Here is a 24,379-nt window from a genome sequence, read left to right on the forward strand (position 1 = left end):
CCGCGCCCGCGGAGAATCTCCGCCCCGCCTGCAGCACGGATGTGCGAACATATCTCCCGGTGTCCGTACGGTGACGCTGCGGGAGGGGAGAATCCGCAGCAGCTCGGCGAGGGCGGTCAGGGCCCCTCGCCCTCTTCTCTCCGCCCGGCTCCTCGTGCCGGAGGCGGCCGAGCTAGGCAGAAGCGTCTCGGACACGGCCGAACTCACGCGCGTCGGGCGGGGGGAAGGAAACGGGTATGTCAGGGGACGACAAGCCCCAGCACGGGCAGGACGGCCCGCAACCGGGTGACGGCTACGCGCTGGAGATCTCCTCGGTGCGCAAGGTCATGGAGCCGCTGCAGGAGTCCGTCCTCGCCGCCCACCGGATCAAGGACGACTGGAAGCCGATGGCTGCCGACATCCACCTCGCGGCCACCATCGAGATCGAGAAGCCCGCCAAGGAAGTGCTCTCCGAGTGGGGCTTCGGCATGGGCCGCCTCGCCGAGCACACGGAAGACATCCTCAAGACGCTGCAACAGGTCATCTCCGCCTACATCATGGCCGACCTGCTGCGAGTGAAGGACTTCTCCCCGACGGAAGACAACATGGCGAAACTTCCGACGGGCGACCACGGACTGCGGGCGTGGAATAACAAGGACCGGGGTGATTTCGACCCGGCACCGAAGAGTCTCCAGGAACAGTGGGAGGACGAGCCGCAGATGCCCTCGAAGCCCCGGGTCAAGGACGGCGAAGGTACCGGGAAGGGGTGGCTCGTCGACGGCGGGGGCCCCAAGGAGGAGGGGAAACCCAAGATCGCATGACCTCGAAGGACGCGACAGAGGGCAGCTCGCCGGGCAGCCCCACCGAGCGCATACCGCCGCACGCCAAGCCCGACGACGTCATACCCGGCGATCCGGACAAGGTCGATGATCTGGTCGTCAAGCTGCGTGCCTACGCGGGTGCGTTCAAGGACGGCAACGACAAACTGGCAGCCCTCTCTCGGATGGCATGGACCGGCGCGGCCTCCCAGAGTTTCACCGACGCCATCGAGGTCCTGCCGAAGGAACTGAAAAGGGCGCGCAAGCACTTCCTCTCGGCTGCTCACGCCCTCGACGCCTACGCGGACAAACTTCGCTCCGTCCACAAGCGGGTCAAGCCGATCATCACGGACGCGGACGCTGCTCGGGCGGCCTCCAAGAAGTACGTCACGCAGTCCCACGAGTACGACGCGGCCGTGGCCCGCAAGGACGAGGACCTGCCGGACAAGCCACCGGACGAAGATCCCGGCGTCTCCGCGCTCAGTGACTGCTACCGCCGCCTGGACATCCTGGAGAAGGAGCTTCAGGGCGTCGTCGACGTCTCGAAGCGAAAGCTGGAGCAGGCAGCGGAGAAGGCCCCCGATCCGCCCAAAGGCATGGCAGGCGTCCATGAGCGGGGCCAGGACTTCCTCAGCGGTGCGGCCGAGAGCATCCGCGGCATGTACAAGCAGGGCGAGTACTTCGTCGAGGACGGCTACGGCGGCGCCTCCATGCAGCTCGCCGGCATGGCGGACGGCGCGGCCTATGCGGCTCAGCATCCCAAGGAGTTCGCCAAGGCGGTCGTCAACTGGGAGGAGTGGCAGCGCAACCCCTCCCGCGCGGCGGGCCAGCTCACCCCGGACCTGCTGATGGGACTGGCGACCGGTGGGGTCGGCAGTGCCCTGCGCAAGGGCGGCTCGGCGGCCAAGAACGCCGCCCAGCGGCTGGTCAGCCGGGAGCGGGCGCTGCGCCGCGACGGCAGCGCGCGGGACCGGGCGGACGGGCCGGACCAGAGCGACGTGGGCAACGGCGAGCGGACCGGCGAGAGCGATCCGGTCGATGTGGTGAGCGGTGAGATGTTCACCTCCACGACGGATGTTGCTCTGCCTGGTGATCTGCCGTTGTTGCTGGAGCGGCATTATGTGTCGGGGCATCCGTGTGGGGGCTGGTTCGGGCCGACGTGGGCGGGGACGCTGGATCAGCGGGTGGAGCTGGATGAGCGGGGGATCGTCTTCGTCGCGGACGACGGGATGGTGCTGAGCTATCCGGTGCCCGAGGCGGAGGTGCCGGTGCTGCCGGTCAGTGGGCCGCGGTGGCCGCTGTGCTGGGACGGCAAGCCGGACGGCACGATGACGATCACCGCACCGGAGCGCAACCGCACCCTGCACTTCGCCCCGCTGCCCGCCGGTGGACGCGAGCTGGCGCTGCGGGCGATCAGCGACCGGGCGGGCAACCGCATCGACATCGCCTACGACCAGGCGGGCGCACCGCAGCGGGTGACCCACTCGGGCGGCTACCGGATCGCGGTGGACACCGATGCGGAGCTGATGCGGATCACCGCGCTGCGCATGCTGCACGGCCCGGACGAGGAGCGCAGCACCCTCCTGGTCTCCTACCGCTATGACCAGGCCGGGGACCTCGCCGAGATCGTCAACTCCACCGGGCAGCCGCTGCGCTATCGCTACGACGAGGCCCACCGCATCACCTCGTGGAAGGACCGCAACGGCACCGCCTTCGGCTACGTCTACGACCACCGCGGCCGCGTCCTGCGCACCATCGGACCCGACGGCACCTTCTCGGGCCGCTTCTTCTACGACGAGGCGGCCCGCACCACCCGCTACACCGACTCCCTGGGCCACCAGTCCGTCTACGTCTACAACGAGGCCCACCGCATCGTTGCCGAGACCGACACTCTCGGCCACACCACCCGCACCGAATGGGACGCGGCCAACCGCCACCCGGTGGCCGTCACCGACCCGCTGGGCCGCACCACCCGCTACACCTACGACGAGGCGGGCAACCTCACCCGCATCCAGCGCCCCGACGGCAGCACCACCACCGCCCTCTACGACGACGACTGCCTCCCGCTGGAGATCCGCGACCCCAACGACGGCCTGTGGCAGCACACCTACGACGACCAGGGCAACCGCACCTCCACCACCGACCCGGCCGGCAACACCACCCGCTACACCTACAACCAGGCCGGACACCTCACCTCCGTCACCGACCCCCTCGGCCACACCACCACGGTCACCCCCAACCCGGCCGGCCTCCCCACCACCCTCACCGACCCCCTCGGCAACACCACCCACATCCGCCGCGGCCCCCACGGCCGCATCACCACCCTCACCGACCCGATGGGCCACACCACCCGACACGGCTGGACCATCGAAGGCAAACCCGCCTGGCGGCAGGACCCGGACGGCAATATCGAGAAGTGGGACTGGGACGGGGAAGGGAATCTCGTCTCCCACACCGACGCCGCAGGCCACACCACGGAGTACACCCACACCCACTTCGACCTACCCGCCACCCGTACCGATCCGGACGGCGCGGAGTACGCCTTCGCGTACGACACCGAGCTGCGTCTGGTGGAGGTCACCAATCCCCAGGGCAGGACGTGGGGCTACGAGTACGACCCAGTGGGCCGCCTCGTCGCGGAGACCGACTTCAACGGGGCGACACAGACATACGAACTGGACGCGGCAGGCGGCCTCCTCGCGCAGACAAACGCGATGGGCGAGCGGCTGACCTATGTGCGGGACCAGCTCGGACGCCCCGTCGAACAGGCCGACGAGGCGACCGGCGAAGTGACGACGTACGCGTACGACACAGCAGGTGCGCTCGTTCGCACAGCGAACGCTGCGGCGGAGGTGACGCTGGAGCGGGACGCACTCGGCCGCGTCCTGTCGGAGACCGTCAACGGCCGCACGGTCTCGTACGCGTACGACGCGGCAGGCCGCCGCACCCGTCGCACGACGCCAGCCGGGCACATTTCCACCTGGACATACGACGCGGCGGACCGCCCGCTATCCCTCACGACCGACGGTGGCTCACTGTCCTTCACCCACAACGCGGCGGGCCGCGAAACACACCGCCAATTGACGGACACCGTGACACTGTCCCAGTGCTGGGACGCGACCGGCGCCCTCACTCGCCAAACGGTGGAGGCGGCACACGGAGAACTCCTCCAGCACCGCACGTACACCTACCGCCCCGACGGCTACGTCACCGAGATCCGCGAACTGACGTCCGGCACCCGTCGCTTCGACCTCGACAAGATGGGCCGCGTAACGAGTGTCCAAGCCCACGGCTGGACAGAGAAGTACGCCTACGACACGGCAGGCAACCAGTCCCACGCGGAAGCCCCCGCCCACCACTCCTCAGGCGAACGCAGCCACGACGGCACGCTGATCCGCCGTGCGGGTCGCACCACCTACGAACACGACGCCGCGGGCCGCCTCATCCGCAAGACCCGCAAACTCCTCAACGGCCAGACCCGCACCTGGACCTACACCTGGAACGCCGAGGACCGCCTCATATCGGCGACCAATCCCAGCGGGGAGGAGTGGCACTACACCTACGACCCGCTGGGCCGCCGCCTCACCAAAACCGGACCCGAAGAACGCTCCACCACCTTCACCTGGGACGGCACCCGGGTGGCGGAGCAGACAACCGAGGACAGCACGACCACCACCTGGGACTACGAACCGGGCACCCACCGCCCCCTGGCCCAGACCACCCGCGATCCCCTCGTGCAGGACCCCACATTCCATGCGATCGTCACGGACGTGGTGGGCACACCGACCGAGCTCCTCACCCCCGAGGGGGGCCTGGCATGGCAGTCCCGCACCACTCTCTGGGGCACCCCACTCCCCACCCCACCCGACGCCATCACCTGCCCCCTCCGCTTCCCCGGCCAGTACGCCGACCCCGAAACGGGCCTCAACTACAACTACTTCCGCTACTACGACCCCGAAACGGCGCGGTACCTGACACCCGACCCACTCGGCCTGGCGGCGGCATTTAACCAACACATCTATCTTGCCAACCCTCTCACTTGGGTGGATCCGCTCGGCCTGAAGGGTTGCCCAGTCAAAGCTAGCCACGTGGAACAACTAAAACGAGAAGGAGTCAAGTTCTCACCTGAGGACCTTGTGGCAACAGGCCGCGATGCATCCGGAAAGGTATTCTTCCTGGAGAAAGGCGGCCCGAAGGCAGGCTTGCAGCACATCACTGCAAAACACGGTGCGGAATTCGAAGAACACGGCATCTCCGCAGGGAATATTCCGGACATCGTAATGAAGGCCGTAACTGAAGGCAACGTTGTTGGACACCAAGGGAGAGGGACTGGACGCCCAATCTATGAAATCGAATTTGGAGGCGAGAAGCGGCGGGTCGCAGTAACATCCGGAAGCAACGGGTTCATCGTGGGAGCCAACCTCAGAAGCATTGAGTAGGAGCAGACTGTGACAAAGACCATCCGTTTGGCAGCAGAGTACGAATGCCACCCCTTGTGGACTTCCTCAGATTCTGGGGAGGAAAATTTTGCGCCATCAGACCTCCCCATTAGCGGGCAACTGTCCGAGGATATTGAACACTGGGCAGAAGACTACGAATCCACTTATGACAGGGATGACCCTGCACGATCAGGATTTTCCACCCCGGAGGCGGAAAAAGGGTTCACGGAAGAAGGTTTGAAACTTGCTCATCGCCTAAGTCGAGAATTGGCAGGTGAATGGGTAGTGAAGTATTTCAATCCGACAACTACGAGCTACGAAATCATTCATTCGAATACTGAAACCTAATCAAGGGAACCATGCAGATCCCCCCGGCCACGGCCTTCCTGGGCCTCCTCGCATGGCGCGTGGAACAAATGCGGGGCAGGAGTTCTCTGCGATCTGGAATCCGCAGAGACGGGCGGGCACGAAGGGATTGTCGAAAATGGCAAGACATCATTAGAATTCGCCTGCCGGACGAAAGAGGAGCGATATCCACCGCGGGAGGCAATTTTTCAGTTTTCCTGGGCTGATAGAGAGAGCACCTCATGCGAACAGTGAAGTTCGGCGACCCAGATATCGAAGTCATCAATTTTGATGATGTCACCTCAGGGGAGCGGGTTCTGGAATTCCATTACAGAGAACCCTCCACCCCACGAAACGCATTCGCCGCCATTATCATTCCGGACGGAGGAGACTGGTCACAGGCTCGCCTGAGCATCGACCCCAGCCTGAAAGAAGTTTCAGCAAATTTGGTGCGCGCCTTGATCAACTTCTCGGAAAATCTTGTATTGGAAGAGTCGGCCTTAGGCGAAACTAACGACATATACGACAATCCCCTGGATGGCACCCACTGACCATACGGACACTTCGAAAACCACGAACACCTGAGAGCGAGAAATCACGCGTGAACAATCACGCTCAACTCTCGGATTGACGAAAACCAGGAGCAGTCATGATCATACCCAACAGAGTGGGGAGAATTGCGTCGAGTGGCGATCAGGGAAAATTCGTCAAGGTCGAAGAAATTTCCGGCACTCCTATCAGCTATCTGATTTGCACTGCAACAGACCGTGATTTTCAGTTCGACGGGGGCGACGAGTGGGTGGAGGACTACGCTTCGCTTGAGAAGTTCTTCGAGGAAGCCCAGTGGGTGGTGGCATGGGAGGGCGATTCACCAACCTAACCCACCCAAGGCATCCGGGGAACGGAAGAAGGAATACCCTATCGCGCATTCTGGCGAGCAGGTGACAACTGGCACACGCACGTCGCGCGAGAGGCCGGCCGACGGTAGAGGACTCGCAGCTCGACTACGGAGATAGGCTGCATTTTCCCTTTTCGACAAGAGCAGTTAGCTCGCCCCGAAGATCATCGCAGAATCTCGCCGCACAATCCCGGGAGACGGGATCGGAAATCCTACGTTCCTCAATCTCATGTTCCCCGCCATGCCCCGAAGGGGAACAAGGTGCCGAACTGGGACTACGAGGTCGCCGAACAGAAGGGGATAGAGTGCGCGCCCGATTGTCAACTCCACAGAGGGCAAAATCCAAGACGCTTCAGGGTGTTGACGCCCTAAGGGAAGGGAAAGAATACACAGTACTCGAACTATTCGTCCCCCAGGGGAAAGACCCACTCTTCCGCGTTGAGTCTATCGGCGGGGAAGATCCGGCGCTTTTCGACAGCCGGGCTTTCACAGTGACGTCTCCCTCGTTGCCGTCAACATGGTGCTACTTCCCCTTCGACTCAGGGTCGTTCACTCTGCGCCCAGAGCCATGGAGTCGCCCGGGATTCTGGGAGGCGTACTATGACCGGTCCCCCTGGGCTGTCGAGGTGTATGAAGCTGAGAAGCGGAAGATCCTTGCGTCAGCCCACCGAGACTGAACTCGTGAGGCCGCAAGAGTTGACGGTCATCGTCTGTGCAGCCCCTGAGTATGGAGGCCGGGATTGCGGAGACCGAGAATCCGAGGCTCCGAGCAGCACCTGATTGTCAGGTCAGCATCGCCGCACGACGCTGCCTCTCCCAGACGGCGGGTCAGTATCGCCCGATACGCGGGGTCAGCGGGTCAGGGCGAAGCCCGCCAGGAGGACGGTGACGACCGAGGCGGCGAGGAAGAGCTGGTGGCGGGGTGGGGCCTTGAGGTGGTGGGTGGGTTCGCCTCGGCGCCAGCGGTCGAGGATCTCCCGGAACAGTGTGCGCTGCGGCAGCAGGCCGAGGGTCAGGCCGATGTGGGCGCAGGCGTACATGACGAGGGCTCCGCTCAGGCCGATGTCGTTCCACCGGCAGACGGCGACCAGGAGTGCGCCGCCCGCGGTCATGACCACCGGATAGGCGATGCGGAACTTTCGCAGCGGGATCCAGCTTCCCAGCAGCAGGCTCGACAGGGCGAGGGCCGCCGCGGCCAGCAGCCAGAGCCACCCCAGGGGTATGGACGTGAGCATGGGGCCGCCCTTCTGCTGCCGTTCCGCAGCACAGCGGGGAACCGGACCGGGCGGCGGGCTCGGGAACCGGTTCCCCGACTGATCGACTCGGTGCGGCCGAATCTAGCCGATGCGGCCCAGGATCAGCGGCGTCGGCTCGTGGGGGGTGCCGGGCGCCGCGATGTCCCAGGCGCCTTCCAGGGCGGCCTCCGCGTAGCCGAAGGCGTCCGGGGTGTCGGTGTGCAGGGTCAGCAGCGGGGCGCCGGCGGTGACGGTGTCGCCGGGGCGGGCGTGGAGTTCGATGCCGGCCCCGGCCTGGACGGGGTCCTCCTTGCGGGCGCGGCCCGCGCCCAGGCGCCAGGCGGAGAGGCCGACGGCGTAGGCGTCCAGCCGGGTCAGCACACCGGAGGCGGGGGCCGTGACGACGTGCTGCTCCCGCGCGCGCGGGAGTTCGGCGTCGGGATCGCCGCCCTGGGCGGCGACCATGCGGCGCCAGACGTCCATCGCGGAGCCGTCGGCGAGCGCCTTGGCCGGGTCGGCGTCCGGCAGTCCCGCCGCGTCGAGCATCTCGCGGGCCAGCGCGACGGTGAGTTCCACGACGTCGGCCGGGCCGCCGCCCGCCAGGACCTCGACGGACTCGCGGACCTCCAGCGCGTTCCCGGCGGTCAGGCCGAGCGGGGTGTTCATGTCGGTGAGCAGCGCGACGGTCCGCACGCCGTGGTCGGTGCCCAGTTCCACCATCGCGGTGGCCAGCTCGCGGGCGTCCTCGACGTTCTTCATGAACGCTCCGGACCCGGCCTTGACGTCCAGGACCAGTGCGCCGGTGCCCTCGGCGATCTTCTTGGACATGATGGACGACGCGATCAGCGGAAGGGACTCCACGGTCGCCGTCACGTCGCGCAGGGCGTAGAGGCGCTTGTCCGCGGGCGCGAGCCCGTCGCCCGCGGCGCAGATGACGGAGCCGACCTCGTCCAGTACCCGCATCATCTCGGGGTTGGTCAGCGACGCACGCCAGCCGGGGACGGACTCCAGCTTGTCCAGGGTGCCGCCGGTGTGCCCGAGACCGCGGCCCGAGAGCTGCGGGACGGCCGCGCCGCAGGCCGCCACCAGGGGCGCCAGCGGCAGGGTGATCTTGTCGCCCACGCCGCCGGTCGAGTGCTTGTCGGCGGTGGGGCGGGCCAGCGCGGCGAAGTCCATCCGCTCGCCGGAGGCGATCATCGCGGCGGTCCACCGGGAGATCTCGGCGCGGGTCATGCCGTTCAGGTACACGGCCATCGCCAGGGCCGACATCTGCTCGTCGGCCACCGCTCCGCGCGTGTAGGCGTCGATGACCCAGTCGATCTGCTCGCCGGTCAGCTCCTGGCGGTCGCGCTTGGCGCGGATGACGGAGATGGCGTCCATGCTGTGGTTCCTCTTTCGTTCCGACGGTTTCGTCCCGACGGGTTCGTTCCGACGGCCCGCGCACGGGCCCGGCTCAGCGGGCCAGTTGCTCGGGGCCGAATGCGTCGGCGAGCAGTTCCGAGAGGGGGCGGACCCCCGAGGGTGCCTCCACCAGGAGGGTGCCGCCGCCGTGTTCCCACAGCAGTTGGCGGCAGCGGCCGCAGGGGGCGATGACGTTCCCGTCGTCGCCGCCCACGCAGGTGAAGGCGAGGAGGCGGCCGCCGCCGGTGGCGCAGAGTTCGGAGACCAGTCCGCACTCGGCGCACAGTCCGATCCCGTAGGAGGCGTTCTCCACGTTGCAGCCGGTCACGGTGCGGCCGTCGTCCACCAGCGCCGCGGCGCCGACGGGGAAGCCGGAGTAGGGCGCGTAGGCCCGGGCCTTGGCGGCCCGGGCGCGGGCGCGCAGTTCCTGCCAGTCGATGTCGGTGCCGGGTGCGGTCGCGGCGGCCTCGTGCACGGCTATGTTCCCTCGCCTCGTCGGTACGACTTGCCGATCGCGCGTGGCGCACGGAGGCGTTGGGCCGCGAGGGAGAGCACCAGCAGCGTCGTGACGTACGGCGTCATCTCGACGAACTCCAGCGCCACGGTGTCGGTCAGCGCGTACCACAGCACGAGCAGCACGGCGATAACGAGGCTGACGGCGGCCTGGATACGGGCGCCCCGCAGGCCGGTGCGCAGCTTCCAGACGGCGAGTCCCACCAGCAGCACGGCCATCAGGAGCAGCATGGCGTGCACGGTGGTGCCGCCGCCGACGACGCGCAGGGCGTCCATGAAGCCGAACAGCCCCGCGCCCATGGCGACGCCGCCGGGCCGCCAGTTGCCGAAGATCATGGTGGCGAGGCCGATGTAGCCGCGGCCGCCGGTCTGGTTCTCCTGGTAGATGTGCACGCCCACGGCGAGGAACGCGCCGCCGAGCCCGGCCAGCGCGCCAGAGATGGTGAGCGCCGCGTACTTGTAGAAGTAGACGTTCACCCCCAGCGACTCGGCCGCCACCGGGTTCTCGCCGCAGGAGCGCAGCCGCAGTCCGAACGAGGAGCGCCACAGGACGAAGAAGCTGCCGACGAAGAGCAGCGCGGTGAGGACCGTGAGCCAGGAGACGTCGTCGACCAGGGCGCGCAGGATGCCCGCCAGGTCGGAGACGAAGAACCAGTGGTGCTTCTCGATGCTGCCCAGTCCGTCGGCGAGGCCGGGTACGGAGAAGGTGGACATGCTGTCCATGGGCGGCGACTGCTTGTCGTTGCCCCCGGCCTGGGCCGCGGCACTGCCGGTGGCACCGAACCACAGCTTGGCCAGGTAGCGGACCAGGCCCAGCGCGAGGATGTTGAGGGCGACACCGGAGACGATGTGGTCGACGCCGAAGGTGACGGTGGCCAGCGCGTGCAGCAGCCCGCCCAGCGCGCCGCCGATGATCCCGGCGAGGACGGCGGCCCACGGGCCGTACTGCCAGCCCATCCACCCGGCCGCGAAGGTGCCGAGCATCATCATGCCTTCGAGGCCGATGTTGATGACGCCGGCGCGTTCGGCCCACAGCCCGCCGAGACCGGCCAGTCCGATGGGGACGGCGGCGCCGAGCGCGGAGGAGAACTGCTGGCTGTTGCTGAGCTGCACGTCCCCGGTGATGACGCGGACGAGCGAGAGCAGCAGCAGCCCGCCGGCGACGAGCAGCAGGACGACCGGGTAGGAGAGCTTGCGCTTGGCGCGCGGGGGTGCGGACGCCGGGGCTTTCTTCGGCGCGGACGTGGTGGTGCTCATGCGGTGGTCCCCGCCTTCTCTGCCTGGGTGCTCTCCGTACTCGGGGCGTTCTGGGCGCTCAGCTCGGCACCCACCGCGCTCTGCTGCCTGCGCAGCACCACACGCCGGACGATCTCGTAGGCGATCACGACGCACAGCACGATGACGCCCTGCATGACGCCGACGATCTCCTGCTCATAACCCTCGAACTCCAGTTGGATGCCGGTGCGTTCGAGGAAGCCCCAGAGCAGTGCGGCCAGCGCCATGCCGATGGGGTGGTTGCGGCCCAGCAGGGCGATGGCGATGCCGGTGAAGCCGACGCCGGTGGGGAAGTCGGTGCCGTAGCTGAAGGACTTGTTCAGCAGCGTCGGCATACCGACCAGGCCCGCGACCGCACCGGAGAGCAGCATGCTGGTGACGACCATCCGGCGGACGCTGACCCCGCTGGCGGAGGCCGCCGATTCGCTGCGGCCCACGGCGCGCAGGTCGAAGCCGAAGCGGGTGCGGCCGAGCACGAACCAGTACGCCAGGCCGATGACGGCGGCGATGATCACCGTGCCGTAGATCGGGTCGGGCGAGGTCGGGAGGAGGAAGAACCGGCCCGAGTCGGGGATGGTCGGGGTGTGGAAGAGGTTGCCGTCCTTCACACCCAGCTTGTTCTCGGAGAGGAAGTAGCCGATCAGCGAACCCGCGATGGAGTTCAGCATGATCGTGGTGATGACCTCGCTGACCCCGCGGGTGGTCTTGAGCACGCCCGCGATGCCCGCCCACAGTGCGCCGACCGCCATCGCGGTGATGATGATCACCGGGATCTGCAGCACACCGGGCAGCGCCAGCGCCCCGCCGACGACCGCGGCGAAGAATGCCGCCACCCGGTACTGCCCGTCCACACCGATGTTGAACAGGTTCATCCGGAAGCCGATGGCCACGGCGGCCGCCGACAGGTAGTACGGGATCGCCTTGTTGATGATCCAGACCTGGCTGTCGCTCTTGAAGCCGAAGTCGACCATCACGTAGAAGGCGTGGAACGGGTCCTTGCCGGTCGCCATGATCACGGCGGAGGAGAGCGCGAACGCCGCGAGAAGCGCGAGTGCGGGCGCGGCCAGCGCCTGCAGCACGGCCTGGGCGCTGAATTTGTCCTTGAGGCGGCTCACTTGTCGCCTCCCCTCTCCGGGTCGTTCTCCGAGTCGTTCTGCGGGGCGTCGGCCGCGGCGTTCCGCGGGGCGTCCGCCGGAGCGCTCGCCGGCGCGTCCGCGGAGTCCGCGCCGCCGGTGTCCCGCGACGGACGGGCGTCCTCCGGCCCGCCTGCGGCGTCCTCCTGGTGTTCCAGGTGGCCGGTGGCCGCGCCGGTCATCGCCGAGCCCAGCTCCTCCGGGGTGACGGTCGCCGGATCGGCGTCCGCCACCAGGCGGCCCCGGTACATCACCCGCAGGCAGTCCGAGAGGCCGATCAGCTCGTCCAGGTCGGCGGAGATCAGCAGGACGGCGAGGCCCTCGCGGCGGGCCGTGCGTATCTGGTCCCAGATCTGCGCCTGGGCGCCGACGTCCACGCCCCGGGTGGGATGCGCGGCGATCAGCAGCTTGGGGTCGTGGCTCATCTCGCGGCCGACGATGAACTTCTGCTGGTTGCCGCCCGAGAGGCTGGCGGCGGTCACCTCGATACCGGGCGTCCGCACGTCGTACTCGCCGACGATCCGCTCGGCGTCGGCCCGCGCCTGGCCCAGGGCCAGCAGCTGGGGCGCGCCGGGGATACCGAGGGCCGGTCCCTTGGAGTTGGGCTTCTCGGTGACGTGCCCGAGGATGCGGTTCTCCCACAGCGGGGCTTCCAGCAGCAGCCCGTGCCGGTGGCGGTCCTCGGGAATGTAGCCGATCCCGCTCTCCCGGCGGTGCCGGGTGGGGGCGTGCGAGATGTCCTGGCCGTCCAGGGTGATCAGCCCGTCGTCCGGGTCGCACATGCCCATGATGGCCTCGACCAGTTCGGCCTGGCCGTTGCCCTCCACTCCGGCGACGCCGAGCACTTCGCCCTTGTGGATGGTGAAGCCGATGCCGTCCAGCACGGTACGCCGGCCGCCGTCGGGGTCCGCGGCAGACAGGTGGAGCCCCTCCACGTGCAGCATCGGCGTGTCGGTGACGGTCGACTCGCGGGTCTCGGCCGACGGCAGTTCGCTGCCCACCATCAGCTCCGCGAGCTGCTTGGGCGTCGTCTCCTCGGGCCGCACGGACGCGACCGTCGTCCCGCGCCGGATGACCGTGATCGCGTCGGCGACGGAGAGCACCTCGCCCAGCTTGTGCGAGATGAACAGCACGGTCAGGCCCTCGGCCTTGAGCTCGCGCAGGTTGGCGAAGAGCGCGTCGACCTCCTGCGGGACCAGGACGGCGGTCGGCTCGTCGAGGATGAGGATGCGGGCGCCGCGGTAGAGGGCCTTGAGGATCTCCACGCGCTGCCGGTCGGCCACGCCCAGGTCCTCGACGAGGACGTCGGGGCGGATGCCGAGCTGGTAGGCGTCCGACAGCTCCTTGATCTTCTTGCGGGCGCGGGAGCCGATGCCGTACAGCCGCTCGGCCCCCAGCACCGTGTTCTCCAGCACCGTGAGGTTGTCGGCCAGCATGAAGTGCTGGTGCACCATCCCGATACCGCGGGCGATGGCGTCCGCCGGGCTGTGCAGGGCGACCTCGTCGCCGTCGATGCTGATGGTGCCCTCGTCCGGCCGCTGCATGCCGTAGAGGATCTTCATCAGGGTGGACTTGCCGGCGCCGTTCTCACCCACGAGGGCGTGCACGGTGCCCCGGTCGACCCGGATGTCGATGTCGCGGTTGGCGACGACTCCCGGGAACCGCTTGGTGATGCCGCGCAGTTCGACGGCCGCCGCGGGCTCCTGACCCGCCTCGGACGGCTCGCCGCTGCTGCCGCTGGACTCGCTGGACACTTGACTGACGCGCTCCCTTGCTGGCGCTGGGGCCGGCCGCTCCGCGGGCCGGCGGCTGCCGGCTCCGGGGCGCTTGCGCGCGCCGGGCCGGACGGCATGGTTCCGCCGTGCGGGCACGACGGCTCATGATGCGGGGACGAGTGCCGGGGGGCACTGCCTACGGGGACGAGCGCCGGAGGCACCGCGCACGGAGACGGGTGCCCGGGGCACTGCGGACGGGACGCCTCGACGAGGCGGACGGGGGCGGCACCGTACGCGCCGCGGCTGTGCCGGGCTGCGTACGGTGCCGCCTCCACCGGGTCACGGGCGGGTCGGAACCTTGACCTCGCCGGAGGTGATCTTCTCGGTGGCCTTGTCGATGTCGTCCTTGATGTCGTCGATGAAGCCACCGGAGGTGGCGACCGAGACACCCTTCTCCTTGAGCGAGAAGGTCTGGTTGCCGGTGAGCGGCTTACCGTCCTTGACGCTCTTGATCAGCTCGAAGACGGCCACGTCGACGTTCTTGACCGAGGAGGTCAGGATCGCGTCCTTGTACTTGCCCAGGCCCTTCTGCCGGTACTGGTCGGAGTCGACCCCGATGGCCCAGGCGCCCTTCTTCTTGCTGATCTCCTCGATGGAGCCGGCGCCGGACTGGCCCGCCGCCGTGTAGATCACGTCGTTGCCGCGGGAGAGCATGCCCTTGGCCATGCTCTTGGCCCGCGCGGGGTCGTTGAAGCCCTTGTCGGACTCCTTGTACAGGTAGTCGACCTCGACCTTGATCTTCGGGTCGGTGTCCTTGACGCCCTTGACGTAGCCCGCCTCGAACTTCTGGATCAGCGCGTTGTCCACGCCGCCGATGAAGGAGACCTTGTCCGTCTTGGTCTTCTTGGCAGCGGCCACGCCGACCAGGTAGGACGCCTCGTTCTCGGCGAAGGTCATCCCGACGACGTTCTTGGCGTGGGACTGCTCGTCCACCACGCCGAAGGTGGTGTCGGGGAAGTCCTTGGCCACCTTGTTGACCGACTTGCCGTAGTTGAAGCCGACGCCGATGACCGGGTTGTAGCCGGCCTTCGCGAGCGAGGTGAGCCGCTGCTCGCGGGTCTCCTCCGTCTCGTTGTTGCCGGCGGTCATCTCCTTGGTCTTGACACCGAGTTCCTTCTCGGCCTTGTCCGTGCCGCGGGCCGCCGCCTCGTTGAACGAGTGGTCGTCCCGACCGCCGACGTCGAAAGCGAGTCCGACGCCCTTGTTCTTCTTGCCACCCGACTCCGTAGAGCTCTCACCGCACGCGGTGGCCGTCAGTGCGAGAGCTGCGGTGGCCGTGACCGCCGCAGCAAGCTTTGTTACCCGACGCAACAGGGTCCCCTTCGAATCGTGGAGCACCGGTTCCGGCCCCGCAGTTCGGGTTCCGGCCCTTGAGACGGCCACAGATTAACGCGCGTAGATTTCCAGCAGAAGAAGACGGGAACCGCTGTTATCGGATCGTCGCGAACGCCGCCCTGATGTACGTTTTTGCCCCTTTTGTTGCGGTGCGGAATTTCCCCTGTCCCGGGGCAAGGGCGAAATGTGCGGCACCGCGTAGGGCAGCGCCCCGAGTCCCTTTCCGGGCCACCACCGGAGCGGCTCCCCGAACCCCTGCCGCCGGGCAGCGCGGGGCGCTCCGCGGGGCTGCGGGTCGGGGACGCGCATGCGGGCTCGGGAGGGTGCGTGGGCCCCGGGTAGTGGCGCGGGTAGCGCCGGGGGCAGCCGGGCCGTCGGCGCGGGTCGCGCGGGATCGGGCGGGCTGTCGGCGCGGGTAGCGCCGGGAGCCGGCGGGCCGCACGGGTGGTGCGGGGTCGGCCAGGCTGCGCGGAGGGCGCCGGGGGCGGCCGGGCGGTGCGGAGGGCGCGGGTGGCGCGGAGTCCGCCGGGCCCGTCCCGGCCCGCGGGTCCGCCTGTCCGGGAGGCCGGGTCGCGGCCCCCGGGTGGAGCGGGACTACGAACGGTGCAGCAGCGCGGCGGCGGTGAACAGTTCGACGCCGGTGGTGATCGCGGACTCGTCCGCGTCGAAATCGCCCTGGTGCAGATCGCGGCTGCGGCGGTCGCCGACAGGCCGCACCCCGAGCCGGGCCATCGCACCGGGAACGTGCTCCAGATACCAGGAGAAGTCCTCCCCGCCCAGGCTCTGCTCCGTGGTCTCCACGGACGCGGCACCCGAGCGCGCCGCCATCGCCTCCCGCAGCAGCGCCGTCGCGGACGGTTCGTTGACCACCGGCGGCACCCCGCGCACATAGGTCAGCTCGCACTTGGCCCGGTGCAGCGTCGCCACCTCGTCGACGGCCTCGTGCACCAGGTCCGGAGCCTCCCGCCAGGTCGGCAGATTCAGGCAGCGCAGCGTGCCGGAGAGCTCCGCACGCTGCGGGATCACATTCGGCGCGTGCCCGGACTCGATCCGGCCCCAGGTCAACGAGAGGCCGGAGCGCGCGTCCGCCCGCCGGGCCAGCAGCGCCGGCACCTCGGTGGCCAGTTTCGCCGCCGCCGTCACCAGGTCGGTGGTCAGATGCGGCCGCGCGGTGTGGCCGCCGGCGCCACTGAGCACCACCTCAAGCCGGTCGCAGGCCGAGGTGATCGGCCCGGCACGCAGCCCGATCCGGCCCGCGTCGACCCGCGGATCGCAGTGCACGGCGAGGATCGAGCCGACGCCGTCCAGCACCCCGCAGTCCACCGCGTCGGCGGCACCGCCGGGCAGCACCTCCTCGGCCGGCTGGAACAGCAGCCGCACCGGACGGGGCAGGGCACCGGCCTTGGCCAGCTCCGCCAGCACCAGGCCGGTGCCGAGCACGACGGTGGTGTGCACGTCGTGCCCGCAGGCGTGGGCCCGGCCGGGCACTGTCGAGCGGTAGGGCACCTCCTTGGTGTCCGGGATCGGCAGCGCATCGATGTCGGCGCGCAGCGCCAGCATGGGCGGGGCCGCGTGCGCGGGACCCGCCGCCTGCGGCACCGCGGCGCTCTTCCCGGCGGCCTGCTGGTCGACGGCCTGCTGGTCGGCTCCTGGGCCGGGCTCGGGGTGGATGTCGCAGATCAGGCCGGTGCCCATGGCCAGCACCCGGGGGCGCAGCCCGGCGCGCTCCAGCCGGGTCTTGATCGCCGTGGTCGTGCGGAACTCCTGGTTCCCCAGCTCTGGGTGCATATGGAGATCGCGACGGAAGGCGATGAGCTCGTGGCGGAGGGGATCGGTCAGCCGGCCGGGCAGCTCGGGAAGTACGCCGGCGGCCCCGCGTGCGTCTACCTCCGGTGCTGCAGGGGACAGGAGTTCGTTCATGGTCCGAAGAGTAGGCCCCTTGACACCGCAACTGACTAGAGATCCAGCAAAGTTCAACCTCTCAGGGGAAGAAAATCTAGGCTGGGCGGCGGTTATGTCCCTATGCGGTTGGGTATACCTGCGAAATTTTCCGGTGCCGCCTCCCCGGCAGGCCGGGAGGGAGACCAGCGGCACGGGCAGGGGCGCGCGGCGGTGCCACCGTGGGCTGCGCGGCGGTGCCACCGCTGGGCTGCGCGGCGGCCACCGCGCAGCCCAGCGGTGCCGCCGCGGAGTCATGCGCTCCGGCCCGGTGGAGCGGGCAGGGCCGAGGGGAGCCTGCGCACCCCCCGGGCCGTCCCCGTGACACCCGCGAGAAAGCCCTGGGCCCGCGGCGAAGCAGTGCGGGTGAGCCAGGCCGGGTCGACGTCGCACACCGCCACGGTCACCGCCGTGCCCGCGAGCGCCAGCGGAAGGGTGTGGACGACGGTGGAGGGGAAACTCAGGATGGTCCTGCCGACGGGCCCGCGGCGGGCGACCAGTTCGAGCGGCAGGTCCGGGCGGACGATCTCCAACCCGGTGGCGGCCGTCACCTGCTGAAGCTTCTCGCTGCTCTCCCGGCGGTGAGCGAAGTACCGGGTGGCACCGTAGGCACGGGCCAGCGAGGCGACCGCCTCCAGATACCGCTCGGTGTCCACCACCCCGGTCTCCACGAGCGAGGTGCCCACCAGATCGGCGCCCCGGGTCAGACGCGGCGGACCGAACCGGGCGCGGGTCCAGGCGAACTCGTTCGCCGTCACGGTCACGTTCTCGGGCGGCTCCACCGGCATCGAGCTGAACACCTCGACCGGGCGGGAGCCGTCCCGCCGCGGAGTGAGGCGGCGACGCGCCCGGCGCGAGACCGGCGCGAACAGCAGTCCGCGCACCCCTCCCCGCACCCCGCGCCGATGCCACCGTACGAGGCGCTCCCCCCGCGCCAACTGGGAGACGAACTCCATGGTGGCCGTACCGTCGTCCACCACCGTGATCCGACGCTCGGCGCGCGCGGGCGTCAGGGCGAGCAGCAACTGCACGTACCGCGAGAAGGGGTCACCGATCACCAGCGTCCGGGCCCGGCGCACCCTGCGGGCCAGCGCGAGCAGACTGCTGAGCGCGCCGCCCACACCGTCCCTGGCCTCCTGCCAACTCACCGCGATTCCCTCGTCGCGGGCCAGCTCTGCCATCCGGCGCAACTGCCCACGGGTCATCGGGTCGTGCGGGGGCAGCACGACGAGAGCGAGCGGATTCACGGCGCCCGGCGCCGGATGGTTGTGCGCCCACTCCAGCACGTTGAGGAGTTGGACGGGGCTCTCGACGAAAGCGAGAGCCCCGTCCCGCTTCCCGGGGGTGGCTCCGCCCCCGGGGTCGGTAGCGGCCCGGACCGCCGGACCTGCTCCCCGGCCGGAAGCACGGTCCGGGGCGCGGTCGGTGGCTGTGCGGGCCGCGGAGGCCCCGTGCTCGGGGCCGTACTCGCTGCCGTGCTCGCTGGCGTACTCACTGCCGTGCTCGGTGCCGTGCTCGGTGCCGTGCTCGGTGGGTCCGTCCACCGGGGCTCCCGGATCGGAGCCGTCGATGCAGCGGGCCGCGACGGGTGCTGCGGGGCCGGAGTGGCTCATCGCTCCTGATGCGGAGCGGCTACGGGACATGTGCGCATACGCTCCGTTCCGCTGTGCGGGGTCGGGGGGTGGGTGCGGGGCCGCGACCCCGGGGGGGGTGCGGGTCTGGGCTGGGCTGGGCTTGGGCTGGGCTTTGGCTGGCCTGGGCTTTGGCCGGGCCGGGCTGGGCCTGTACGGGCCGGTGCCCGTACAGGCGGTGCCCGTACGGCCTCGACCCGCCTCAGACCGTGACCGGCTCGCGGGCCCCCGTCTCCTCGGCGGCCTCCGCACCCTCGGCCACGACGCCCTTGACGCGGCGCAGCTTGCGCATGGGCGCCAGCTCGCTGTCGTACACCTTCTTCACGCCGTCACCGAGGGACTCCTCGATGGTGCGGATGTCCCGCACCAGACGCTGGAGGCCCTGCGGCTCCACGGAAGCCGCCTGGTCAGAACCCCACATGGCACGGTCGAGGGTGATGTGCCGCTCGACGAAGACGGCACCGAGGGCGACCGCCGCCAGCGTGGTCTGCAGACCCGTCTCGTGGCCGCTGTAGCCGATCGGGACGTTCGGGTAGGCGTCCTGCAGGCTGTGGATGACCCGCAGGTTCAGCTCCTCGGCCTTGGCGGGGTAGGTGGAGGTCGCGTGGCAGAGCACGATGTTCTCGCTGCCCAGCACCTCCACCGCGTGCCGGATCTGCTGGGGCGTCGACATGCCGGTGGAGAGGATGACCGTCCGCCCGGTGGCACGCAGCGCGCGCAGCAGATCGTCGTCGGTGAGGGAGGCGGAGGCCACCTTGTGCGCGGGTACGTCGAACTTCTCCAGGAAGGCGACGGCCTCCTCGTCCCACGGAGAAGCGAACCAGTCGATGCCGCGCTCGGCGCAGTGCTCGCTGATGGCGCGGTAGTCGTCCTCGCCGAACTCGACGCGGTGCCGGTAGTCGATGTACGTCATCCGGCCCCACGGGGTGTCCCGCTCCAGGTCCCACTGGTCACGCGGGGTGCAGATCTCCGGAGTCCGCTTCTGGAACTTGACCGCGTCGCAGCCCGCCTCCGCGGCGGCGTCGATGAGGGCGAAGGCGTTGTCGAGGTCGCCGTTGTGGTTGATGCCGATCTCACCGGTGACGTAGACGGGGTGGCCGGGGCCCACCGTCCGGGCGCCGAGGGTGCGGATGCGGGAGGCGCCGTGGAGGTCGCGGCGGGCGTCGGTGTGCTGGGCGTTGCTGATCATGTTCACCATTTCCGGGAGTTTCTTTCTCGGGTGTGTGCAAAAGGTCGACAGGCGGTTCACGGGGGGCTGGGTGCGCTGGTCCGGGTAGGGTTTGCGCTGGTCAGGAGGCGGCGGGCGGGGGGCGTCGCGGCTCCGGCGGGCTTCCTTTGTGGGTGGGCCCAACCAAGGCGACGAGCCTGCGCCCGAACCCCACCCCCACCCCCCTCACAGCTCGGCCCTCACAGCTCGGCCCCCACCAACCACCCCGCGATCTCGCGGACCGCTCCCGCTCCCCCGCCGCGGGTCGTGACGGCACGGGCGGCGGCCCGCACCACGTCGTGGGCGTCCGCGACGGCGACGGGCCATCCGGCGAGCGCGAAGCACGGCAGGTCGTTCGCGTCGTTGCCCGCGTACAGCACCCGCTCGGGCGCGATCCCCCGCTCCTCGCACCACTGCTTGAGCGCCAGGTCCTTGCGGTCGATGCCGTGCAGTACCGGCAGCCGCAGCTTGGCGGCGCGGGCCGCCACGACCGGGTTGGTCTCGGTGGAGAGGATCAGCACCTCCAGGCCCGCGCGGCGCAGCGCGGCGATGCCGAGCCCGTCTCCGCGGTGGACGGCGACGGTCTCCCGCCCTTCGGTGTCGATGTAGACGCGGTCGTCGGTCTGCGTGCCGTCGAAGTCCAGTACGACGGCGTCCACGTCCTCCCGCGTCGGCAGGGTGCCCGGACCGGCGCGGTGCGCGTCCAGCAGCGGCGCCAGCAGGCGGGCCCGGGCGAGGTCGTGCGGGTCGTCGACCTCCAGGACGCGGGCCGGGTCGGTGCGGACGACGGCCGTCCGCCCGAAGAACCGGTGGCCGGACTCCCGGAACCCCATGGCGTCCATGGCATAGGCGGCGCCGGTCTCCAGCAGGTCCTCGGGCCGGTCCTGGCGCCGGGGGCGTACGGAGCGGTCGTGGTTGACGCCGTAGGCGCTGCCGCTCGTGCCCGGAGCCTCCGCAGCGCCGGAAGCGGCCGCCGGGGTGTCGCCGTCGCGCCAGACGAAGCCGTGGAACGGCGCCACGGTCAGGGCGCTGTCCGCGCCCTCCTCGATGACGGCCGCCGCCACCCGCTCGACGTCTTCGCGTACCAGGAAGGGGCTGGTGCACTGCACGAGCAGCACGGTCTGCAGCGGTCGGTGATGCCGCTCCTCGTAGACGTCCATGGCGTGCAGGACGGCCGTCTCGCTGCTGGCCAGGTCGCCGGCCAGGTCGGCGGGCCGGTCGACGACCTCGGCTCCGGCGGAGCGGGCCGCCTCGGCGATGGCGGGGTCGTCGGTGGAGACGACGACGTCGGTGACGTTCCGCGCGGCCAGGCACTCGCGTGCCGCGCGGGCGACGAGCGGAACGCCCGCGACCGGTGCGAGGTTCTTGGCGGCCACGCCCTTCGACCCGCCCCGGGCGGGTATCACCGCGAGCACGGCGGGGGTTGGGGACATGCTGGCTCCTGGATGAGGCGAGGATGCGGACAGAGCGGCGCTGCCGGGTGCATGCGACGGCACGGACGACGAGGACGACGGCACGGGAGCACCGGAAGACAGCGCGGACGCCGAGGGCGGCACAGGAGCACCGGACGACGACGCGGGACGGGCACCGGGCGAGGCGGCGTCGCGAGGCGGCACGGTCACAGTTCGCCCGCCTTCCGGATCAGCGGGGCGACGCGCTGGACCCCGTGCCGGTAGGCGCCCCGGGCCGCCTCGCGGACGACGCGCCGTACGGCACCGCGACCGGCGGCGCCGAGGCCGTCGGAAGCCTCGGCGGGGCTTCCGGCGCCCGGTGATCCGTCCTGTTCGAGCCCGTAGCGCCGCAGGATGCCGGGCAGGTAGCCGGGGGCAGTGCGGAGGGTGTAGTAGGGCGCGAGCGGCGGCAGCCCGCCGCCGGCCGCGCGGCCGACCAGGCGGGCGACCCGGTCGCGGGCCGCGGCGAAGCCGTCGCCGCCGCGCACGCCCTGCCGCAGCGTCCACTTCTCGTCGGCTTCCGGGAGCAGGCCGTCGTCGAGTTCGTCCCAGGAGGCGAGGCAGCCGGAGCCGGTGAAGTAGTGGTTGCCCAGGGCTTCGCGGACGCCGAGGTCGGTGAGGACGGCGGTGGGTACGCCGCGGTGCAGGGATTCGAGCGCCGCGGTCGAGCTGACCGTCACCAGCAGGCCGCCGGTGTGCCGCGCCCGGTCCAGGATCTCCCCCATGTTCCCGTAGACGAGGCGGCAGTTGGGCGGCAGTCCGCCGTCGGCGCCGTCGCGTCCGCCGGGCAGCTTGCGGACGAGCTTCTGGTACGGGAGCTCCTCGATGTGCGTGGTGTGCTCGCCGGGCTTGCTGCGCAGTTTGATCAGCACCTGCCGCTCGGGGTGGCGCAGCGCGTGGTGCACGGCCCGGCGGAGCAGGTAGGCGCGGTCGGCGCGGCCCGCCGGGACGGAGGGCTGCACCGCGAAGACCACGGTGAACGGCCCGTCGGCGGCCTCGCCCGCGGAGGGTGCCGCCGTACCTTCCAGGAACGGCAGCGCGCACTCGGCCACGCTTCCGGCGTCGGCGCCCACGCCCTCGTACACCGCGCGGAACCGGTCGGTGTCGAAGGGCGAGTTGGCGAGGACGAGGTCGGCACCGTGCCGCAGCAGCAGTCCGTCGGTGAGCTTCTCGTAGACGACGCCGACGTAGCCGGTGACCACCACGGGGCGCCGCTGCCGGAGCAGTTCGCCGTCCGGCCCGCTGTCCGCCGCGGCTGCGGAGGCGGCAGCGGCCCTCGCGGAAGCGGCAGCGGCCCTCGCGGAAGCGGCTTCGCCGGAGGCGGCACCCCCGGAAGCAGCGCCGTCGGCCGCGGCCCGCCGCAGCCCGTGCAGCATGGCCTGCACGGCGCCGCCGACGCACGCGAGGACGACCAGGTCGTAGGCGCCGGGCGCAGTGGCGGCGCGGAGGAATTCGGCGGTCGTGACCTCACGGAGGGAGTCGACGCCGACGCCGACCTCGGCGAGCTGGCGCGGTGTGGGTGTGGCGCGGCCGCGCAGCAGCAGGCCGTCGACGGCGGCCTCGGGGGCCAGCCTGCGGGCGGTCAGGACACCCCATTTCCAGCGGGTGTCGGAATCCGCGAGGACGACCACCCGGCGGGGCGCCGTCCGCTCGCCGGAGGCGGTTCCGGTCGGCGCGGCCGGGTCGTTCGCTGCGGAGGGGATTTCTCGTGAGGGCACGTCTTCGACGCTAGGAAGGGATTCCGGAAGGCGGCCCAACGCGGCGGCAACAGCCGGTTAACAGCACACCGACGAATGCCCAACGCGGCGACGGGGAAAGCCCGTTCACCATCCCGCCACGCGCCGTTCACTCACGGGTCCGCCGCAGGTCAAGACGGGGCGGGACGTGAACCCTAGGGTCCTTCGGGTGGTCAAGCTCTCCGTCATCGTGCCGTTCTACAACGTGCAGTCATACGCCCCGGAAACGCTCCGGAGTCTCCGGGCGAACGCCCGCCGGGATTTCGAGTTCGTTCTGGTCGACGACGCTTCCCAGGACGGAACGCCGGAAATTCTGGAGCGGGCCGAAAAAGATCTCCGGGACGTGGCGCAGGTGGTCCGGGTCCGGCATGCGCGCAACGCCGGTCTGGCGACGGCCCGCAATTCGGGACTGGACCGGGCGGGAGGCGAGTTCGTCACGTTCCTGGACGGGGACGACTGGCTGGCGCCCGGCCACTATCCGCGGCTTGTGGCCACCATCGAGCGGCTGGGCTGCGACTTCGTCCGCACCGACCACGTCCGGTGCACGGGGCGCTCGCGCACCCTGGCCCGGGTGCCGCACGGCCGGCGTGGCGTGGTGGAGGACCCGCGTGCGGCGATCCTGCCCGCCACCCGCAGCACCTCCGTGGACTACGCCTACGCGTGGGCGGGGATCTACCACCGCAGGCTGCTGGACGAAGGGCTGCTGCACTTCACCGACGGGCTGCGCACGGCCGAGGACCGGCCGTGGATCTGGCGGCTGCACCGCGAGGCGCGCTCGTTCGCCGCGGTCGGGCTGCTGGGCGTCTTCTACCGGCGCGGGGTCGCCTCCTCGCTGACCCGGATCGGGGACGTGCGGCAGCTCGACTTCCTCCGCGCCTTCGACCAGGTGGTCGAGGAGACCGCGCGGGACCGGGACGCCGAGCTGCTGCTGCCCAAGGCGGTGCGCACCTACTGCGCGCTCGTCTCGCACCATCTGACGAGCGACGCGTTCGAACCCGCGGTGGCGCGCACGCTGCGGACGAAGAGCGCGGCGGCACTCAAGCGGCTGCCCGCCGAGCTGCTGTCGGACGCGCTGGACTCGATGGACAGCGAGCGGTCCGTCCGGTTGCGGCGGCTCCTCAGGCGTCCGGCCCGCCCCGGACGCGCGGCGGGGGCGGCGGGCGACGCCCCGGAAGCGGTCGACCCTGGCGCGCACACCGCAGAAGCGGCCGTCCCCGGTGCGCCCGCCACGACACAACCGGACCCGCACGGCGCGCCCGGCCCGAGCCCA

The 24,379-nt window shown here is 70.1% G+C and carries 17 protein-coding genes and 1 pseudogene; 6 read left to right on the forward strand and 12 right to left on the reverse strand.

From position 1 onward, the window contains the following. Positions 1-236 precede the first annotated feature (236 nt). The 5 genes from BMX65_RS21965 to BMX65_RS21980 all read left to right on the forward strand — a co-directional run bounded on the left by BMX65_RS21965 (position 237) and on the right by BMX65_RS21980 (position 6,461). Complete coding sequence (locus BMX65_RS21965) at positions 237-800, forward strand: hypothetical protein (RefSeq protein ID WP_075002082.1); 564 nt, start codon at positions 237-239, stop codon at positions 798-800. Beyond that, complete coding sequence (locus BMX65_RS21970; protein WP_239502091.1) at positions 797-5,236, forward strand: RHS repeat-associated core domain-containing protein; 4,440 nt, start codon at positions 797-799, stop codon at positions 5,234-5,236. Before BMX65_RS21965 ends, BMX65_RS21970 begins: the two co-directional genes overlap by 4 nt. A gap of 9 nt (positions 5,237-5,245) precedes the next feature. Further along, positions 5,246-5,584 (forward strand): hypothetical protein, encoded by a 339-nt coding sequence (locus BMX65_RS32540; RefSeq protein WP_075002083.1) that lies wholly within the window; start codon positions 5,246-5,248, stop codon positions 5,582-5,584. Between the two features lie 239 nt (positions 5,585-5,823). After that, positions 5,824-6,132 carry a hypothetical protein gene (locus tag BMX65_RS32545; RefSeq protein ID WP_143081876.1) on the forward strand — a complete coding sequence of 103 codons (309 nt, stop codon included), beginning with the start codon at positions 5,824-5,826 and terminating at the stop codon, positions 6,130-6,132. A gap of 98 nt (positions 6,133-6,230) precedes the next feature. Continuing rightward, complete coding sequence (locus BMX65_RS21980; RefSeq protein ID WP_075002084.1) at positions 6,231-6,461, forward strand: hypothetical protein; 231 nt, start codon at positions 6,231-6,233, stop codon at positions 6,459-6,461. A gap of 869 nt (positions 6,462-7,330) precedes the next feature. Here the strand turns inward: BMX65_RS21980 and BMX65_RS21985 are convergent. The 12 genes from BMX65_RS21985 to BMX65_RS22040 all read right to left on the reverse strand — a co-directional run bounded on the left by BMX65_RS21985 (position 7,331) and on the right by BMX65_RS22040 (position 23,004). Next, positions 7,331-7,714, reverse strand: coding sequence for a hypothetical protein (locus tag BMX65_RS21985; RefSeq protein ID WP_075002085.1), 384 nt, complete (start codon positions 7,712-7,714; stop codon positions 7,331-7,333). Positions 7,715-7,816: 102 nt separating this feature from the next. Further along, a complete protein-coding gene (locus tag BMX65_RS21990) occupies positions 7,817-9,094 on the reverse strand; it encodes a thymidine phosphorylase (RefSeq protein ID WP_075002086.1) in 1,278 nt (425 codons plus the stop codon). 73 nt (positions 9,095-9,167) lie between these two features. Beyond that, positions 9,168-9,590, reverse strand: coding sequence for a cytidine deaminase (locus BMX65_RS21995; RefSeq protein ID WP_075002087.1), 423 nt, complete (start codon positions 9,588-9,590; stop codon positions 9,168-9,170). A 2-nt stretch (positions 9,591-9,592) separates the two neighbouring features. After that, positions 9,593-10,885 (reverse strand): ABC transporter permease, encoded by a 1,293-nt coding sequence (locus BMX65_RS22000; protein WP_075002088.1) that lies wholly within the window; start codon positions 10,883-10,885, stop codon positions 9,593-9,595. Then, positions 10,882-12,018, reverse strand: coding sequence for an ABC transporter permease (locus BMX65_RS22005; protein ID WP_075002089.1), 1,137 nt, complete (start codon positions 12,016-12,018; stop codon positions 10,882-10,884). Before BMX65_RS22005 ends, BMX65_RS22000 begins: the two co-directional genes overlap by 4 nt. Next, positions 12,015-13,790, reverse strand: a complete 1,776-nt coding sequence (locus BMX65_RS22010) for an ABC transporter ATP-binding protein (protein WP_075002090.1) — start codon at positions 13,788-13,790, stop codon at positions 12,015-12,017. Before BMX65_RS22010 ends, BMX65_RS22005 begins: the two co-directional genes overlap by 4 nt. Positions 13,791-14,090: 300 nt before the next feature. Further along, positions 14,091-15,122, reverse strand: coding sequence for a BMP family lipoprotein (locus tag BMX65_RS22015; RefSeq protein WP_075002217.1), 1,032 nt, complete (start codon positions 15,120-15,122; stop codon positions 14,091-14,093). 618 nt (positions 15,123-15,740) lie between these two features. Further along, positions 15,741-17,066, reverse strand: a complete 1,326-nt coding sequence (locus BMX65_RS22020) for an amidohydrolase (RefSeq protein ID WP_075002091.1) — start codon at positions 17,064-17,066, stop codon at positions 15,741-15,743. Between the two features lie 272 nt (positions 17,067-17,338). Further along, on the reverse strand, positions 17,339-18,697 hold the full coding sequence (locus BMX65_RS22025) for a hypothetical protein (RefSeq protein ID WP_239502090.1): 1,359 nt from the start codon (positions 18,695-18,697) through the stop codon (positions 17,339-17,341). 220 nt (positions 18,698-18,917) lie between these two features. Continuing rightward, positions 18,918-19,904 (reverse strand): N-acetylneuraminate synthase family protein, encoded by a 987-nt coding sequence (locus BMX65_RS22030; protein ID WP_075002218.1) that lies wholly within the window; start codon positions 19,902-19,904, stop codon positions 18,918-18,920. Between the two features lie 218 nt (positions 19,905-20,122). Continuing rightward, positions 20,123-21,355, reverse strand: coding sequence for an acylneuraminate cytidylyltransferase (locus tag BMX65_RS22035; RefSeq protein ID WP_075002092.1), 1,233 nt, complete (start codon positions 21,353-21,355; stop codon positions 20,123-20,125). A 185-nt stretch (positions 21,356-21,540) separates the two neighbouring features. Next, the gene (locus BMX65_RS22040; RefSeq protein WP_075002093.1) at positions 21,541-23,004 is read right to left on the reverse strand and encodes a DUF6716 putative glycosyltransferase; all 1,464 of its coding nucleotides are present in this window, start codon (positions 23,002-23,004) and stop codon (positions 21,541-21,543) included. Between the two features lie 274 nt (positions 23,005-23,278). Between BMX65_RS22040 and BMX65_RS22045 the strand changes: the two are divergent. Then, positions 23,279-24,259, forward strand: a pseudogene (locus tag BMX65_RS22045) (glycosyltransferase family 2 protein); the annotation flags it as partial. Positions 24,260-24,379: the final 120 nt, after the last annotated feature.

The organism is Streptomyces qinglanensis, assembly GCF_900111245.1.
Taxonomy (GTDB): domain Bacteria; phylum Actinomycetota; class Actinomycetes; order Streptomycetales; family Streptomycetaceae; genus Streptomyces; species Streptomyces qinglanensis.